Origin of the sequence: uncultured Fibrobacter sp., from assembly GCF_900316465.1 — a bacterium.
Classification (GTDB): Bacteria; Fibrobacterota; Fibrobacteria; order Fibrobacterales; family Fibrobacteraceae; genus Fibrobacter.
In genome coordinates, this window is sequence record NZ_ONDD01000013.1 from 20,685 (window position 1) to 34,317 (window position 13,633).

At 51.3% G+C, this 13,633-nt stretch carries 13 protein-coding genes; 11 read left to right on the forward strand and 2 right to left on the reverse strand.

What is annotated here, in order from left to right; all coding sequences use genetic code 11:
- Window positions 1-234: 234 nt before the first annotated feature.
- The gene (locus tag QZN53_RS06535; protein ID WP_163438106.1) at window positions 235-1,818 is read left to right on the forward strand and encodes a sialate O-acetylesterase; all 1,584 of its coding nucleotides are present in this window, start codon (window positions 235-237) and stop codon (window positions 1,816-1,818) included.
- 12 nt (window positions 1,819-1,830) lie between these two features.
- Here the strand turns inward: QZN53_RS06535 and QZN53_RS06540 are convergent, their stop codons facing one another.
- Complete coding sequence (locus QZN53_RS06540; RefSeq protein ID WP_163438108.1) at window positions 1,831-2,814, reverse strand: hypothetical protein; 984 nt, start codon at window positions 2,812-2,814, stop codon at window positions 1,831-1,833.
- A gap of 71 nt (window positions 2,815-2,885) precedes the next feature.
- Window positions 2,886-3,308, reverse strand: coding sequence for a hypothetical protein (locus QZN53_RS06545; RefSeq protein WP_163438109.1), 423 nt, complete (start codon window positions 3,306-3,308; stop codon window positions 2,886-2,888).
- 199 nt (window positions 3,309-3,507) lie between these two features.
- Here QZN53_RS06545 and thiL point away from each other — a divergent pair, with 199 nt between their 5' ends.
- The 10 genes from thiL to coaD all read left to right on the forward strand — a co-directional run bounded on the left by thiL (window position 3,508) and on the right by coaD (window position 13,627).
- Complete coding sequence (gene thiL, locus QZN53_RS06550; protein WP_163438111.1) at window positions 3,508-4,503, forward strand: thiamine-phosphate kinase; 996 nt, start codon at window positions 3,508-3,510, stop codon at window positions 4,501-4,503.
- On the forward strand, window positions 4,500-6,440 hold the full coding sequence (locus QZN53_RS06555; protein WP_294652129.1) for a GspE/PulE family protein: 1,941 nt from the start codon (window positions 4,500-4,502) through the stop codon (window positions 6,438-6,440). Before thiL ends, QZN53_RS06555 begins: the two co-directional genes overlap by 4 nt.
- A 94-nt stretch (window positions 6,441-6,534) precedes the next feature.
- Window positions 6,535-9,033, forward strand: a complete 2,499-nt coding sequence (locus tag QZN53_RS06560; RefSeq protein ID WP_163438113.1) for an ATP-dependent helicase — start codon at window positions 6,535-6,537, stop codon at window positions 9,031-9,033.
- 75 nt (window positions 9,034-9,108) lie between these two features.
- Window positions 9,109-9,396, forward strand: coding sequence for an Asp-tRNA(Asn)/Glu-tRNA(Gln) amidotransferase subunit GatC (gene gatC / locus QZN53_RS06565; protein WP_072797429.1), 288 nt, complete (start codon window positions 9,109-9,111; stop codon window positions 9,394-9,396).
- 10 nt (window positions 9,397-9,406) lie between these two features.
- Window positions 9,407-10,105, forward strand: coding sequence for a 3-deoxy-manno-octulosonate cytidylyltransferase (locus QZN53_RS06570; RefSeq protein ID WP_163438115.1), 699 nt, complete (start codon window positions 9,407-9,409; stop codon window positions 10,103-10,105).
- A 29-nt stretch (window positions 10,106-10,134) separates the two neighbouring features.
- Complete coding sequence (locus QZN53_RS06575) at window positions 10,135-10,593, forward strand: helix-hairpin-helix domain-containing protein (protein ID WP_163438117.1); 459 nt, start codon at window positions 10,135-10,137, stop codon at window positions 10,591-10,593.
- 37 nt (window positions 10,594-10,630) lie between these two features.
- Window positions 10,631-11,545 carry a hypothetical protein gene (locus tag QZN53_RS06580; RefSeq protein ID WP_163438118.1) on the forward strand — a complete coding sequence of 305 codons (915 nt, stop codon included), beginning with the start codon at window positions 10,631-10,633 and terminating at the stop codon, window positions 11,543-11,545.
- The gene (locus QZN53_RS06585) at window positions 11,542-12,555 is read left to right on the forward strand and encodes a hypothetical protein (RefSeq protein ID WP_163438120.1); all 1,014 of its coding nucleotides are present in this window, start codon (window positions 11,542-11,544) and stop codon (window positions 12,553-12,555) included. The genes QZN53_RS06580 and QZN53_RS06585 overlap by 4 nt, the downstream gene beginning before the upstream one ends.
- 6 nt (window positions 12,556-12,561) lie before the next feature.
- Window positions 12,562-13,110, forward strand: coding sequence for a 16S rRNA (guanine(966)-N(2))-methyltransferase RsmD (rsmD, locus tag QZN53_RS06590; protein WP_088627789.1), 549 nt, complete (start codon window positions 12,562-12,564; stop codon window positions 13,108-13,110).
- 16 nt (window positions 13,111-13,126) lie between these two features.
- Window positions 13,127-13,627 (forward strand): pantetheine-phosphate adenylyltransferase, encoded by a 501-nt coding sequence (coaD, locus tag QZN53_RS06595; RefSeq protein ID WP_163438122.1) that lies wholly within the window; start codon window positions 13,127-13,129, stop codon window positions 13,625-13,627.
- Window positions 13,628-13,633 lie beyond the last annotated feature (6 nt).

Sequence of the window (13,633 nt, forward strand, 5' to 3'; positions counted from 1 at the left end):
AAATGCGTAAGCTGAGTGTCGCGACAATACTTGTATTGTCATGACCGAAGCGAGCATTTGGTACAGGAACGAAGTGACTGTACAATTCGTGTGACGATAAACAGAATTTACTTCGTGGGATTAACTTTCTTTGTGTGCATTGACAATCTGTCTATAAAATAAGGGCGCCGGGGGCGCCTTTTGTGCTTTTTTCAGGATAATTTTAAGATGGATGTTTGAAAAAGAAGGGTTGTCATGAGATTTTTAAACAAATTCTCTGGTTTCGTGCCTGCAGTATGCGTTGCTGCTGGCTTGATGTCGTTCGGCGCAATGCAGGCGAATGCCGCTCCGGATCCGAATTTCCACATTTACATTGCGTACGGACAGTCCAATATGGGTGGCACGGCAGATGCGCAAAGTGCCGACAAGGCCGAAAATCCGCGTTTCAAGATTTTTGCGACGCAAAAGTGCTCGGGTAAGGGCCGCAACACGCTGGGCGAAGTTTACCCGGCGGTGCCATCGCTCTTTAACTGCGGTAACACGATTTCTATCGCTGACTGGTTCGGGCGCACGATGGTTGATAGTATGCCCGACGTAACGGTCGGAATTATCCCGGTTGCGGTGGGCGGAGCTAGCATCAAGCTCTTTGACCAAGACCAGTATGCCAGTTACCTTTCAAGTGCCGAAAGCTGGTTGCAGAATTATGCGAAGGAATACGCCAGCGATGGCAATGTGACGAAGACGATTATCGATATCGCGAAGAAGGCTCAGCAGGTGGGCGTCATCAAAGGGTTCATCTTCCATCAGGGTGAAACCGACGGCGGTTATCCGGATTGGCCGAAAATCGTGAAGAAAACCCGCGACGATATCCTCAAGGCGCTCGACATGAGTTCCGACACGGTGCCGTTCGTGGCGGGCGAGCTCCTGCGTTCAGGCTGCTGCTATTCCGACCGCGTGTCGAAACTCCCGAATTCCATGGATAACACTTACTATGCCTCTTCCGAAGGTCTCGGCGGTAATGGCGTGGACCGCTACCACTTCAATCACGATGCCTACGTAGAATTCGGCAAGCGTTATGCGGCGCAGATGCTCAAGGCCGTGAACCGCGCTCCGGTGGTACCTGAACCGCAGAAGCCGTTCAAGGGCAAATCGTTTGAAATTCCCGGCAAGATCGAGGCCGAAGACTTCGACATTCCGGGTGTCGGCTCGGGCAACGACTCCTACAAGGAAAACGATTCCGAAGACCATGGCGGTACCAATTACCGCGAAGGTACAGGCGTCGACATTTACAAGAAGGCGACGGGCTACATCGTGGGCTACAACCAGGAAGGCGAATGGCTCGAATACAGCGTGAACGTGAAGGAAGCGGGCGAATATTCCTTCTACGCGTCGGTCGCATCCGCAAACGAGACCTCGGGCTTCCAGATGTCGCTTGACGGCAAGAACATCACCGACGTGATCTCTGTCCCGAAAAACGAAGGCGAGGACAACTACGACGACTACAACAAGGTGCGGGCGACGGTGAACCTCCCTGCGGGCGAACACATATTGCGCTTTACGGTAACCGGTTCCTGGATGGACGTGGATTACTTCCTGTTCGGAGAGGATGAAGTCGTTTGCGTTGATGAATGCATAGCCTTTGTAAAGCCCGCGCTATCGCACGCGGCCGGAGCCGAAAACTACCGCATCTTCGACATGAACGGCAATTATCTGGGAAAGGTGCGAGCCTCTGGATTGCAGGAACTCCGTGCCAGCGCGAAAACCCTCGTGAAAACCGGCGGTTCGTATTACGTAAAGTCGAAGAACGGCTCCACAACGTTACGCGTGACGAAAAAATAACCTGTCTACTACCTACAGCCTACATCCTACTGCGGAGCGGAAGATTTCCGCGACGCGGTCCGGGTTGTCGCTTTTTAGCCAGCTGAGAGTCTCGGTGCCGCGGTAACTCCAGGCGAAGATGTTGTCGATGCCTGCCTTGCGGCTTTCGTCGACGGCGATTGCCAAATCATTTTCGCGGCCCGCTTCAATCTGATAAGCCTTAATCCACATCTGCACGGCCTTGCCGTACTTGGTGGCGACATCCACAAGCTTCTTGGCGGTTTCGGCGTATTTTTCGCGGACCCATTCTTCGGTCGCGCCCTTTTCCCAATACGGATCGCTTGCGACTTCGTCGACGCTTTCGAGGCTTGCCACGCGGCCCCAGTCATCGAGGCCTGCGGGGAACCAAGGCGGAAGCATGCACACGCAGTTGCGCTTGCCGCGGGCGTGAACGTCGACCGTTATTTCTTTCAGAAAATCAATCAGACTGTCTTCGCGGAATTTCAAAACATCTGCGGTGAGTTCTGCAGGCATGTTGTACCCGAATTGCTTGCGGAACTTGGCCTGGCATTTTTCGCAGCGGCAACTCCAATTGCTAAGACCGCCCTTCTCGAAATAGAAATGCGGCTCGTCCCAGAAAATTGTGCTCACCTTCGTGGCGCAAACAGATTCAATCCACTTGTGCATGTAGGCGCGGAATTCCGGATGGTTCGGGCAGGCGGCAACCTTGGGCTTGCCGTCAAGCGCAACCTGGCATAAGTCATGGTTTCTGGCAGTGAGTTCCGAATACGCCTCGCCGCCGAACACACGGCCCACACCCCACGGGTTCACGTAGACTGTCAGACCGAGCTCTGCAGACTGGTCCACGATATCTTTCATGGTGCCGTAGTAATATTGTTCGTCTTCTTCGCTCCAGGTGTGGAGCACCGCGTTAAAACCTGCCGCCTTGATGTCTTGCATATCGGCAAGAACATGCTTGGGCGAACGCACGCCAAAATAACTTACGCCTTTAATCATGCGTAGAATTTAGTATTTAAAAAAAGAAAAGTGGAATTGCTAATTGCACATTCCACATCACACATTTCACATTAATTGTTTGCCCATTGGGGCGATCCGCTCTTGAGCAACACCTGTTCGAGCGTGCTATACCATTCGTCTTCGCTCACGGGTTTGCGGACCCAGTAATAATTTTCGTCGCACTGGGGGAGCGGCATGTTGTCGGGCACCAGTTCCACAATCCAAGATTCCGGAATGCCGTCGTGCAAGAGCTTGCTGAACTTGAGGTTCTGTTCGTGCGGGCGGTCTGCGTGGTCGAGAATGATAAGTGCGGGGGACTGTCCGATAATCAGGGCCGATTCCAAAAGGTTCGTTGCGTCTTCGATAGAATTGCAAGAGTACATCGTGGAATCTTCAGCCATGTCTCCATGTTCCAAAAGCCAACGGAATGTCCATTGACTGAGGCGGTCTAAGCTGCCGGGGGAGGACGGAGCGATGAAGAAAATGTGTCCCATGGCCTAAAAGATAGGTAATTCTCCCAAATTGTGGATAGATTTTTTGCCCTTTTTCAAAAAATATTTTTTGTCAAATAGAAACGCTCTACTTATCAACAATTTACTACCAAACTGTTAATTTGAAAAAATTTGAATTGTGGACGCGGGCGCGAGGTGTTGATAATAAATGAGCTTTTTTGAAGATTTATAAATTTGGAATATGTTTCCAAACCTAGGCGAATTCAATTTTATTCAGGCCCTTTTGAAGGGCTCCGCCGACTTTAAAAAAGAACCTCCCGCAACAAGAGGCTGGCTCGGCGTGGGTGACGATTGCGCCCAATTCGACGGCTGGCTCGTGACCAAGGATTTGTCGGTCGAAAACACGCATTTCAGGCTGGATTGGTCGACGCCGGAACAGGCGGTCGAAAAGCATATCGTTTCGAACGTGTCTGACATTTCTGCCATGGGCGGTGTCCCGCGCTTTGCGGTTCTCGGGCTTTGCATCAACAAGAATTGGTCTCTGGAAACGCGCACCCGCGTACAAACCGCGATTTCACAGGGCTTTGCCAAGCGTGGCATCGCGCTGATTGGCGGCGATACCGTGGTGGGCGATGTGGGCGTGTTTTCGACAACGCTCCTGGGCGCGCTTGAAAACGAAAACTCGAAACCGCTTTTGCGTTCGGCAGTAAAACCGGGTGATAAGTTGTACGTGAACGGGACGCTTGGTAAATCGGATGCCGGGCTTTGGCTGTTGATGAACCATCCCGAAGCCAAGGACGAATTCCCGACGCTGGTGGAATACCACCTGTCGCCCAAGATTTGCGAACGGGCGGGGGCGGAACTTTTGCGCTTGGGGGCCTTTGGGGCATGCATGGACATTAGCGACGGTCTCTCGTCGGAGTTGAACCATTTGGCGCTTTCTTCGAATGTGAGTCTGCAAATTGACGAGCGAAAACTCCCGATTGACCCCGAAGTTTTGCGAATGTGCGCAAAATATGGCCAAAATCCCCTAAATTTTGCATTAAATGGGGGTGAGGAATATCACTTGCTATTTGCAAATTCGTGCCCAGAAAGTATATTTATTGAAAATACCCAATTGGGCGAGGTGTGTAAAATTGGAAAAGCGGCGGAAAAGTCCGTTGGTGATCCTGTAAGCATGCTTTGCAAAAATGGAGAAATTTTGCCCGTTCAACCGCGGGCATGGTCGCATTTATGATGAATAGCAATAAGATGAACTTGGGACAGTTGCTGCTTCGCCAAGGTGTATTGGACGAAGACCAGTTAGCCCATGCCACGGCCGAACACAAGCGTACCGGTCTTATGCTCAGTAAGATCTTGGTTCGCCTGGGAATGGTGAGTGAAGAAACTTTGACGAACATTCTTGGTTCGCAAATGCAGTCTTCGACCAAGATGCGTATTGGTGAAATGCTCCTTGCTCAGGGCTACATTACCCAAGAGCAGTTGGACAAGGCACTAGAGACGCAAAAGACTTCAGGCAAGCGTCTAGGTCGCACCTTGGTGGACTTGGGTTTCATGCCCGAGGAACGCCTTATTGAAATTCTTTCGAGACAGTTCGAAGTCCCGTACGTAAAGCTTGATAACTTCAATATCGACCCGGAAGCCTATACCTACTTGCCCGAAGATATGTGTAAGCAGTACAAGGTGGTTCCCTTGTTTGTGCAGAAGGGCGAAGACGAACGCCGTCAGGTGCGTTCCGTGATGACCATTGCCATGACCGACCCCACGAACATGCGCACGATCAGCATCGTGAAGTTCAAGGTCCGTATGGATGTGGACGTGGTCATGGCCTCCGAAGCCGACGTGATGAAGGCCATTGAACGTGTCTTTGCGGGTCACGGTGATGGCGCCAACGAAGAATCCTTGGCCGAACTTATCAGTGAATCTAAGGACGGCGAAGAACTAGAAACCGTGGAACGCGGTCAGGGCGGTAACGACGAACCGGAACTTTCTGACGAAGAAGGCCGCGCGGTTGTTAAGATCGTGACCACGCTGATTCACGAAGCCATTGCCCGTAAGGCATCTGATATTCACCTTGAACCGCAGGAAACGTTCCTGAAGCTGCGTTACCGTATTGACGGTGACCTGCAGGTGATGTCCCCGATTCCGGCACGTTTGATGCCGCAGATTCTTTCGCGTATTAAGCTCCTGTCTAAGATGGATATTGCCGAAAAACGTAAACCGTTGGACGGCCGCTTTACCGTGCGTTACAAGGGTTCCGAAGTGGACCTTCGTGTGAGCTCGTTCCCGATTTCTCTCCGTAAGCGCGGTGTTTGCGAAAAGATCGTTATGCGTATCTTGAACCCGAACTCCGGTCAGTTCCCGCTGAAGGATATGGGTTTCGACCCGCGCGTGCTCAAGCAGTTTATTGATGCGATTAATGCTCCTAACGGTATTGTGCTGGTGACCGGTCCTACCGGTTCCGGTAAGTCTACCACGCTTTATGCTTCTATTCGAGAAATTTTGGATTCCACGATCAACATCTCTACGATGGAAGACCCGGTGGAATTGAATATTGATGGTGTGAACCAAGGACAGATCAACAACGCCGCAGGCTTTACCTTTGCGGCGGGCATTCGCGCCCTGCTGCGTCAGGACCCGGATGTGATTATGATCGGTGAAATGCGTGACCAAGAAACTTCGTCCATGGCTATTGAAGCTGCTTTGACGGGTCACTTGGTCTTCAGTACGCTCCATACCAACGACGCCGCCGGTGCATTCCCGCGTTTGCTCGAAATGGGTCTGGAACCGTTCCTTGTGTCTACCGCAATCAAGGGTGTGCTTGCACAGCGCCTTGTGCGCCGTATCTGTAAGTACTGTAAGGAACCTGTCGAAATTTCACAGGAAATGCGCGACGAATTCCACTTGACCCCCGACATGCAGTTCTACCATGGTAAGGGTTGTGATAAGTGTGAAGGTTCGGGCTACAAGGGCCGTTGCGGTATTTACGAATTCCTGGTGCCGAACGAAACCGTGCGTAACCTTATCATCAAGCGTTCTTCGGGCGACGTGATCAAGCGCGCTGCCATGCAGGAATGCGGCATGATTACGCTGCGTATGGATGGTATCCAGAAGGCTCTCGACGGCCACACGACGCTTGAACAGGCCATCGGCGCTTCTACGTCGGATGACTAGTTGAAGTCCCCAATTCAAATTTAAAGAAGGACTCTCTTAGAGGGTCTTTCTTTTTTTTACTATATTGCACATCTGTGTATTAAAAGGGACCCCCATGGCAAATATTGTAGATAATGTTGTTTTAGATAAAGAACTGAATCCGGAACAGGCGGCTGCGGCTAAAAAGATTGATGGGCCGATGCTGATTTTGGCTGGTGCCGGTTCGGGAAAAACGCGTTGCATTACCTATAAGATTGCTCACCTTGTTTCGCAGTATAACGTGGAGCCGGACCGCATTCTGGCGGTGACCTTTACGAACAAGGCTGCACGCGAAATGAAGTCGCGTATCCAGAAGTTGCTTGACTGCAACATGAATTTTGCCTGGATGGGAACGTTCCATTCTGTGTGCTTGCGCCTTTTGAAGCTTTGCCTTTCCAAACAGTCTGTGATTGACGCTTTGGGCGGCAAGTGGTATGACGGCAACTTCTCGATTTACGATGACGATGACCAGAAAAGACTCCTGAAAGAAATTATGAAGGAGCAGTTGGGCGATAACTTTGAACCGTCCGAAGTCAAGAAATTGCACGGCGCCATTTCTAAGTATAAGAATACGATTTTGTATCGCGGTAAGGTTGCTCAGCTGCAGACTCCCGATGTGGCGCAGGAATTGGCAAACTTCCCGGACGAAGTCCTTCGTGCAAAGATGTATGCCGAATATCAGAAGCGCCTCAAGGAATCGAACGCGATGGACTTTGATGACCTGTTGTTCAACACGGTCTACATGTTGCAAAAGTTGCCGCCGCTCGTGGATCAACTGAAAGCACGTTTCCGCTATGTGGTGGTGGACGAATACCAGGACACGAACGATGTTCAGTACGAACTCTTGAAGTTGCTCATTAACGATAATAAGAACGTGACGGTGGTGGGTGATGACGACCAGAGTATTTACGGCTGGCGTGGCGCGAACATTAAGATTATCCGTAACTTCCATCGTGACTTTGCTCCGGTGACGATTGTCAAGCTCGAACGCAATTACCGCTCGACTGCAAATATTGTGAAGGGCGCAGGCTCCGTGATTGCGCACAACATCCGTCCGCAAGAAATGCAGAAGAATGTGTTCTCTAAAGAAGATGCGGGAGAACTCATTCACGTGCGCCACTTTATGGATGACCGCTCCGAAGCCTCGGCGATTGCCGATGTGATTGCAAAGGCGGGCGAAGTTTTTTATGCCAAGACGGCTGTGTTCTACCGCACCAACGCGCAGTCCCGCGCCTTGGAAAAGGCGCTAAATGACCGCCGTATACCGTCGGTCATTTTTGGCGGCATGCGATTCTGGGACCGCAAAGAAATCAAGGACGTTCTCGCATACTTGCGTCTGCTCGCTAACGAAAAAGACGATGCCGCCTACCTGCGCGTGATCAACACGCCGCCTCGCGCTATCGGCAAGACGACTGTCGAAAACATCCTTGAACGTGAACGCAACGGCGAAGGCTCCTTCTGGGATAACTTGCTCGCCGAAGTCAACAGCGGAAGCCGCTCGGCCATCAAACTCAAGGGCTTTACGGATATGGTGCAGAGCTGGAAGGCTTTGCTTGCTGCAGGCGAAACGCCGCTCCCGATCTTGGCAGAAAAGATTATTACCGATGTGGGCTACAAGGAATTCCTGCGCAAAGAAGACGAACTCTCTGCAGACGAACGCATTGGTAACTTGGATGAAATGGTGAATGCCATCCGCGAATTTGACGAAGAACATCCGGGCGCAACGCTTGATGCGTTCTTGCAGGATATTTCGCTCTTGACCGATGCCGACAAGAAGGTGGACAATTCCAAGGGCCAGGTGACGCTTATGACGATTCACATGGCGAAGGGCTTGGAATTCAACACTGTGCACATCGCGGGCTGCGACGAAGAAATCTTCCCGCTCATTCGTGCGTCGTCTACCATGTCTGGCGCCGAGATGAACGAGCAGATGGAAGAAGAACGCCGCTTGTTCTATGTGGGCTGTACGCGTGCCGAAAAGAAGTTGTACTTGTATCATGCGGAACGCCGCTTCTTCCAAGGAAACATTCGCCCGTTCGCGCCGTCCCGCTTCCTTAAGGAACTGGACCCGTCGGTAGTTGACTTTACGCCTTGCACCGATTTCGGCTTTGGCGGTAACGACTTCAATCAGGATTTCTCGGGCTCGCAGTTCTCGCGTCCGCCGCGTCCGAATATTCCGCCTTCGTACCCGCGCCGACCGTCCGGAAGCTATGGCGGCGGCTATGGTGGCGGTTCGTCTCGCCCGAGCAATTTTGGCTCTTATGGTTACAACCGCCCTTCGGCTGTTCCGAATTCCATCAAGAAAAACGACAAGCACATCGTTTACCGCAATCCGGTTAAGGTTGCCGCCCCAGTAAAGCCGGCGGAACCGTCTGGCCCGCGCGTCGTTTACGACGAATACAGCGAGAATCCGTACCATCCGGGCGTACGCGTGCGCCACATGAAATATGGTGTGGGCACGATTGTCAAGTGCTACGGTACTGGCGACAACGCTCGCGTAGACGTCCGTTTCGGTAACGATCCGACTGTCCGTACGATTATTTTGAAATATGCGGCGCTGCAAATAGTGGGCTAGGGTACATTTAGCAACTCAGAGTTGCTTTTTCGCCCAAATAATTTGCTATTTTGTGGACGTAAGAAAAGAGGTTTTATGCTCGAACGTGAAGAAGTTTTGAAACTCGCGAAGCTTTCTAGGCTCGAAGTTGCCGAAGAAGATATCGAATCTGTGAAGGGTCACTTGGACAAGATGCTCAACCATCTGGAAGCCCTCAAGGCTCTGAACCTTTCCGATGTGGAACCGATGACCGCTGTCGAAAACGGCGCCACGATTCTCCGCGAAGATGTACCCGTGCAGGGTTTCTCGCTCGAAAAGGCCTTCATGAATGCTCCGGCTGTGGAAAACGACCACTTTGCCATTCCGAAGGTGATCGGCGGCTAATTATTAGCCCATGGCTGTTCATTGTATAGTGCCTGCACGTATGGGATCGTCCCGCTTTCCGGGAAAGCCCTTGATCAAGATTGCAGGTAAAGAAATGATTGTGCGCACCCTAGAGCGTGCGCAGCTTGCTGAATGTTTTGAACGCATTGTATGTGCGACCGATTCCGAAGAAATTGCAGATGTGGTTTCTCGGGCGGGTTTTGAATTTATCTTGACTCCGGATGCGGCTACCGGTTCTGACCGCGTTGCTTTTGCGGCTCGGGCCCTCGATTTGGACCTAGTGGTGAACTTGCAAGGCGACGAGCCCTTGGTTGAGCCATCCGTGCTGTGCGATGTGGCAACGGCCCTCGAAAATCACCCTGACGAATGGGTGACTGTCGCATGCCCCTTGAATCCTGCGGAGGCGGAACTCAAGACGGTGGTCAAGGTATTGGTGAAAGACGATTATGCGGTGGACTTTACCCGGTCGGTAGCGAATGAGGACGCTGCCCGCTGGTTCCAGCACCAGGGAATTTACGCTTATTCCAGGGTGTGCCGCGACGAATTTTCGTCTTTGCCGCAAACCGAAGTTGAAAAGGAACGCTCCCTGGAGCAGATGCGCATTCTGGGCAAACGCCCGATTCGCATTGTTCAGAGCAAGTACCCTTCGATTTCGGTCGATGTCCCTTCAGACGTGAACGCGGTGGAGGCGGCGCTTAAAAAGCACTAAGGTCGAGGATAACCAACGGAGGTTGTCCTATGAATGCACCAGAAAAAAATGTGGTCCGATTGGCTTTGTGCCTTTTGGTAGTTGGAGTCGTTGTCCGGATTCTCCCTTGGGGGCTTCCGGCTATCGAACATTTCGAAGTGGGGGAATCGTTTATCGTGGCAAATGAGGCTCCTGTGTCGGGAGTCATGCCCGTGGTGCGAAACCCGCCTGCAGATTCTCTAGAAGTGTCAAAAATTGACTCTAATCTTGAAAATCGTCCCCCAAAAGAGCGAAAACGGGCAAAAAAAGTCGATCTCCCGGTACATATCAATACGGCCTCGATTGATGAACTTTGTGCCCTAAATGGGGTTGGTCCGAAGCTTGCCGAGAAGATTTTGGACACCAGAAATGCCCTTGGAGCCTTCAAAAATGCCGAAGATTTACAAAAAGTGCCCGGAATCGGCAAGAAAAAATTGGAAAAGTTACTTCCTGGGTTAATTTTTGATTAGTTTTAGAGTGTAGTTTTTTTCATAAGTCGTTGATAATATGAGTGATACGAAGATTTACATGGGTATAGAAGCGGGGGACGCTTCTCTGAAAGTTGCCCTTCTGGACGCGACCGAACGTCGTGTTTTGAAGACGGCTGTTCTCGATACGGAAACCGCTCCCCTTGACGATGTCTATGCTTTTGAAACCGTCCTCCAGGGATGGATGGAGTTCAACCAGATTGAATCCGTCGAAGCCGTTTCGGTGGCTATTCCTGCATTTAGGTCGATTATTCGTCAAATCTTTGTTCCGGCCGAAGCCGCAAAGAACATTGATGACTATGTAAAGTGGTATGTTTCGCTGATTACGAACGCAGAATCCAATGCGTATGTAATTGATTACAAAATCATGAGTGGTGACCCGGACCTCGGCTACACGATTATGCTGATTGCTGTGCGCGAACAGTGGGTCGATAATTTACGTAAAGGGTTCCGTAACAAGGCTTTAGCTCCTAAGGCCATGGATGTGGACGTGCTCTCGCTCATGAACCTGATGGACTATGCTGAAAATGTGTCCGAACTGACATGTATAGTCAAGGCTGACTATGCCGGTGTGACACTCCTTTGGCTCACCAAGGACAACCTGCATGCGCTCCGTTGCGTGTCCACGCTTTCTTTGGTGAACAACACCAAGGAAGAAGCTTACCAGATCTTGGCTAGGGAAATTACCGAACAAATCGCCATTGCCCAACAGGAAAATGCATCGGTAGTTACGAAGACTGTTCGCCTATGTGGCGAAATGGCTAGCGACATGCTCTTTGTGGAAGGCCTTCGCGCAAAGCTTGGTGAATGCCAGTTGCATTTGATGGATTCTTTCTCTAACTTGAGGCTCCCGATCGAAGAAGCTGATTCTGCCGCCGTGCTTTCTTGCGCTGGCGCAATCGGTGCTGCCTTGAATGTGATGGAGGGTGTATGATTCATTTGAACTTAATCGACGCTGCCGAACGTTTGGTCGAAGTCGAAACTGTGGCTCCGGTCAACGTTACTAGCGTTAAGGAACTGCAGAATAAGTCTCGAAAGAAGATTCTTACGGTTGTAGTTGCCGCTCTGCTTGTATTTGTTGCCTTCAGCTGCTTCTTGAGTGTTGCAGGCGTTCCCAAGCAGTTGCAGGGCTTGCTGCCGCTTCCGTACTTGGATTTGATTGGTGCCGAAGACCCGACTCGTTCGGCTCTTGCAATCGGTGTTGGACAAAAGACCTCCGCCGGTGGTTCGCTTGAAGCTGAAGCCGCCGCTGCAGCTGCAATGATTCGTCAGCGCGAAAACGTGACGGTCAAGCAGGTTGTGGGCGAAATCAATCCCCAGGCCTTGTTCAACAACAAGCGCACCGACTACAACAGCTACTTGCCGCTTGAAAAGCTTTCGTTCCAGAAGGCATCTGTCGGTCAGTTCTTTGCGTTCTTGAATACCGCAACTCCTGACGATGTGGGCTTCTCTGATTGTATTTACCAGGCTCCGAACTACTTCTATGTTCGCGGCGTGGCTGGCAATCCGAATTCCCAGAAGGCCTTCCTCGATCGTATTCGTGCAGTCAGCTCTGACTTCAGAACTCCGCCTCTGCCCGAAAACGCTCCGGCTACCGACATTACCGCATTCGGTATGTACAACGTGAGCAACGTGAACCTGACCTCTGTTTCTTCGTTCGTTCCGTCGTCCGAAGCAAGCAACGAAGTCAAGTCCATGAAGGCTTTGGCTGCAACCCAGAAGGTTCAGTTTGCCGGACTTGATAAGCCGGTGATCGAAGAATTCGGTGTGTACAAGCGCTATACACTCAAGGCTACCACGACTGCTGACTTTGCTGAGCTGAACGGCTTTATCACTGCGTTTGTGAACTCGCCGTCTCGTATCGGTATTCGCAATGTCGAAATGAAACTCGCCAAGAAGGATATGTTTACGACTGTCCTTTTTGAAATGTTTGTGATAAAGTAATACCAGATGCCAATTCGCATTACGGGTGGACTGATGCGGGGAAGGAATGTTCCGTCCCCGGATACCTCCAAGACAAGACCTACAGCTTCTCGTACAAGAGAAGCTCTCTTCAACATTCTGCAGGGTGTTGAAAATTTTCGTGTACTCGACTTGTTTGCGGGTACGGGCATTATGGGTATCGAAGCGATTAGCCGAGGTGCCGCAAGTGTCGTGGCTGTAGAAATGGCGCATGCCCAGGCGCGACTGGTGCTACAGGCGTACAAGGCCTTGTCGCTGGAATCGAAACTTACTTTGTTAGAAAAGAACGCCTTGACGCTCGATAAAGAAGCTCTTTGCGCAAGCGAAGGCTTTGACTTGATTTATGCAGACCCGCCGTTCAAGGACATGGATTACCCGGACCTGCGCCCGTATTGGGAGTGGCTGAATCCGGGGGGCGTTGCCGTATTCGAAGCGCCGAGTCGCAATCTGCCCGCATGGGTCAAGGAAGCCGACGAAGCGGGAATGGTGCAAGTCCGCCGCTACGGCGAATCCTCGCTGGTTATCTATAGAGCATAATTTCTATATTTACGGCATGAAAAAAGTTGCCGTTTTCGCTGGGTCGTTCGATCCGTTCACCCTTGGTCACCTCGATATCGTGAAGCGCGCCTCTGCGCTGTTCGACGAATTGTGGGTGGTCATCTTCGAGAATGCTTCCAAGAAGTATATGCTTGATGAAGGGACCCGAATGCAGCTGATTCAGAAAGCCGTTAAAGGTTTGAAGAATGTGAAGGTAGACTGTGCTGCCGGGCTTACGGTCGACTATATGAAAATGGTAAAGGCGAAGTACCTGGTGCGCGGAATCCGCGGCGCCGCCGATGTGGACTACGAACAGTCCATCGCTTGGAACAACAAGGTTCTTTACCCTGAATGCGAAACGGTTTTCTTGTCCAGCTCTCCGGAACATTTGAGTGTCTCGAGTACGGTGGTTCGCGAACTCTTGAAAGTGGGAATTGGCAAAACAAAGCAGGGCTGCGCAAAGCTTGCGAAGTTTGTTCCCGCCGAAGTAATTCCTTTGTTAACCACTAATCACTAACCACTG

Excerpts from the sequence above, each read along its gene's own strand:
- QZN53_RS06585 (WP_163438120.1), top strand. The coding sequence starts at position 11,542 with ATGATTCATTTGAACTTAATCGACGCTGCCGAACGTTTGGTCGAAGTC.
- QZN53_RS06575 (WP_163438117.1), top strand. The coding sequence starts at position 10,135 with ATGAATGCACCAGAAAAAAATGTGGTCCGATTGGCTTTGTGCCTTTTG.
- QZN53_RS06545 (WP_163438109.1), bottom strand. The coding sequence starts at position 3,308 with ATGGGACACATTTTCTTCATCGCTCCGTCCTCCCCCGGCAGCTTAGAC.
- QZN53_RS06555 (WP_294652129.1), top strand. The coding sequence starts at position 4,500 with ATGATGAATAGCAATAAGATGAACTTGGGACAGTTGCTGCTTCGCCAA.
- thiL (WP_163438111.1), top strand. The coding sequence starts at position 3,508 with ATGTTTCCAAACCTAGGCGAATTCAATTTTATTCAGGCCCTTTTGAAG.
- QZN53_RS06580 (WP_163438118.1), top strand. The coding sequence starts at position 10,631 with ATGAGTGATACGAAGATTTACATGGGTATAGAAGCGGGGGACGCTTCT.
- gatC (WP_072797429.1), top strand. The coding sequence starts at position 9,109 with ATGCTCGAACGTGAAGAAGTTTTGAAACTCGCGAAGCTTTCTAGGCTC.
- QZN53_RS06535 (WP_163438106.1), top strand. The coding sequence starts at position 235 with ATGAGATTTTTAAACAAATTCTCTGGTTTCGTGCCTGCAGTATGCGTT.
- coaD (WP_163438122.1), top strand. The coding sequence starts at position 13,127 with ATGAAAAAAGTTGCCGTTTTCGCTGGGTCGTTCGATCCGTTCACCCTT.
- QZN53_RS06560 (WP_163438113.1), top strand. The coding sequence starts at position 6,535 with ATGGCAAATATTGTAGATAATGTTGTTTTAGATAAAGAACTGAATCCG.
- QZN53_RS06570 (WP_163438115.1), top strand. The coding sequence starts at position 9,407 with ATGGCTGTTCATTGTATAGTGCCTGCACGTATGGGATCGTCCCGCTTT.
- rsmD (WP_088627789.1), top strand. The coding sequence starts at position 12,562 with ATGCCAATTCGCATTACGGGTGGACTGATGCGGGGAAGGAATGTTCCG.
- QZN53_RS06540 (WP_163438108.1), bottom strand. The coding sequence starts at position 2,814 with ATGATTAAAGGCGTAAGTTATTTTGGCGTGCGTTCGCCCAAGCATGTT.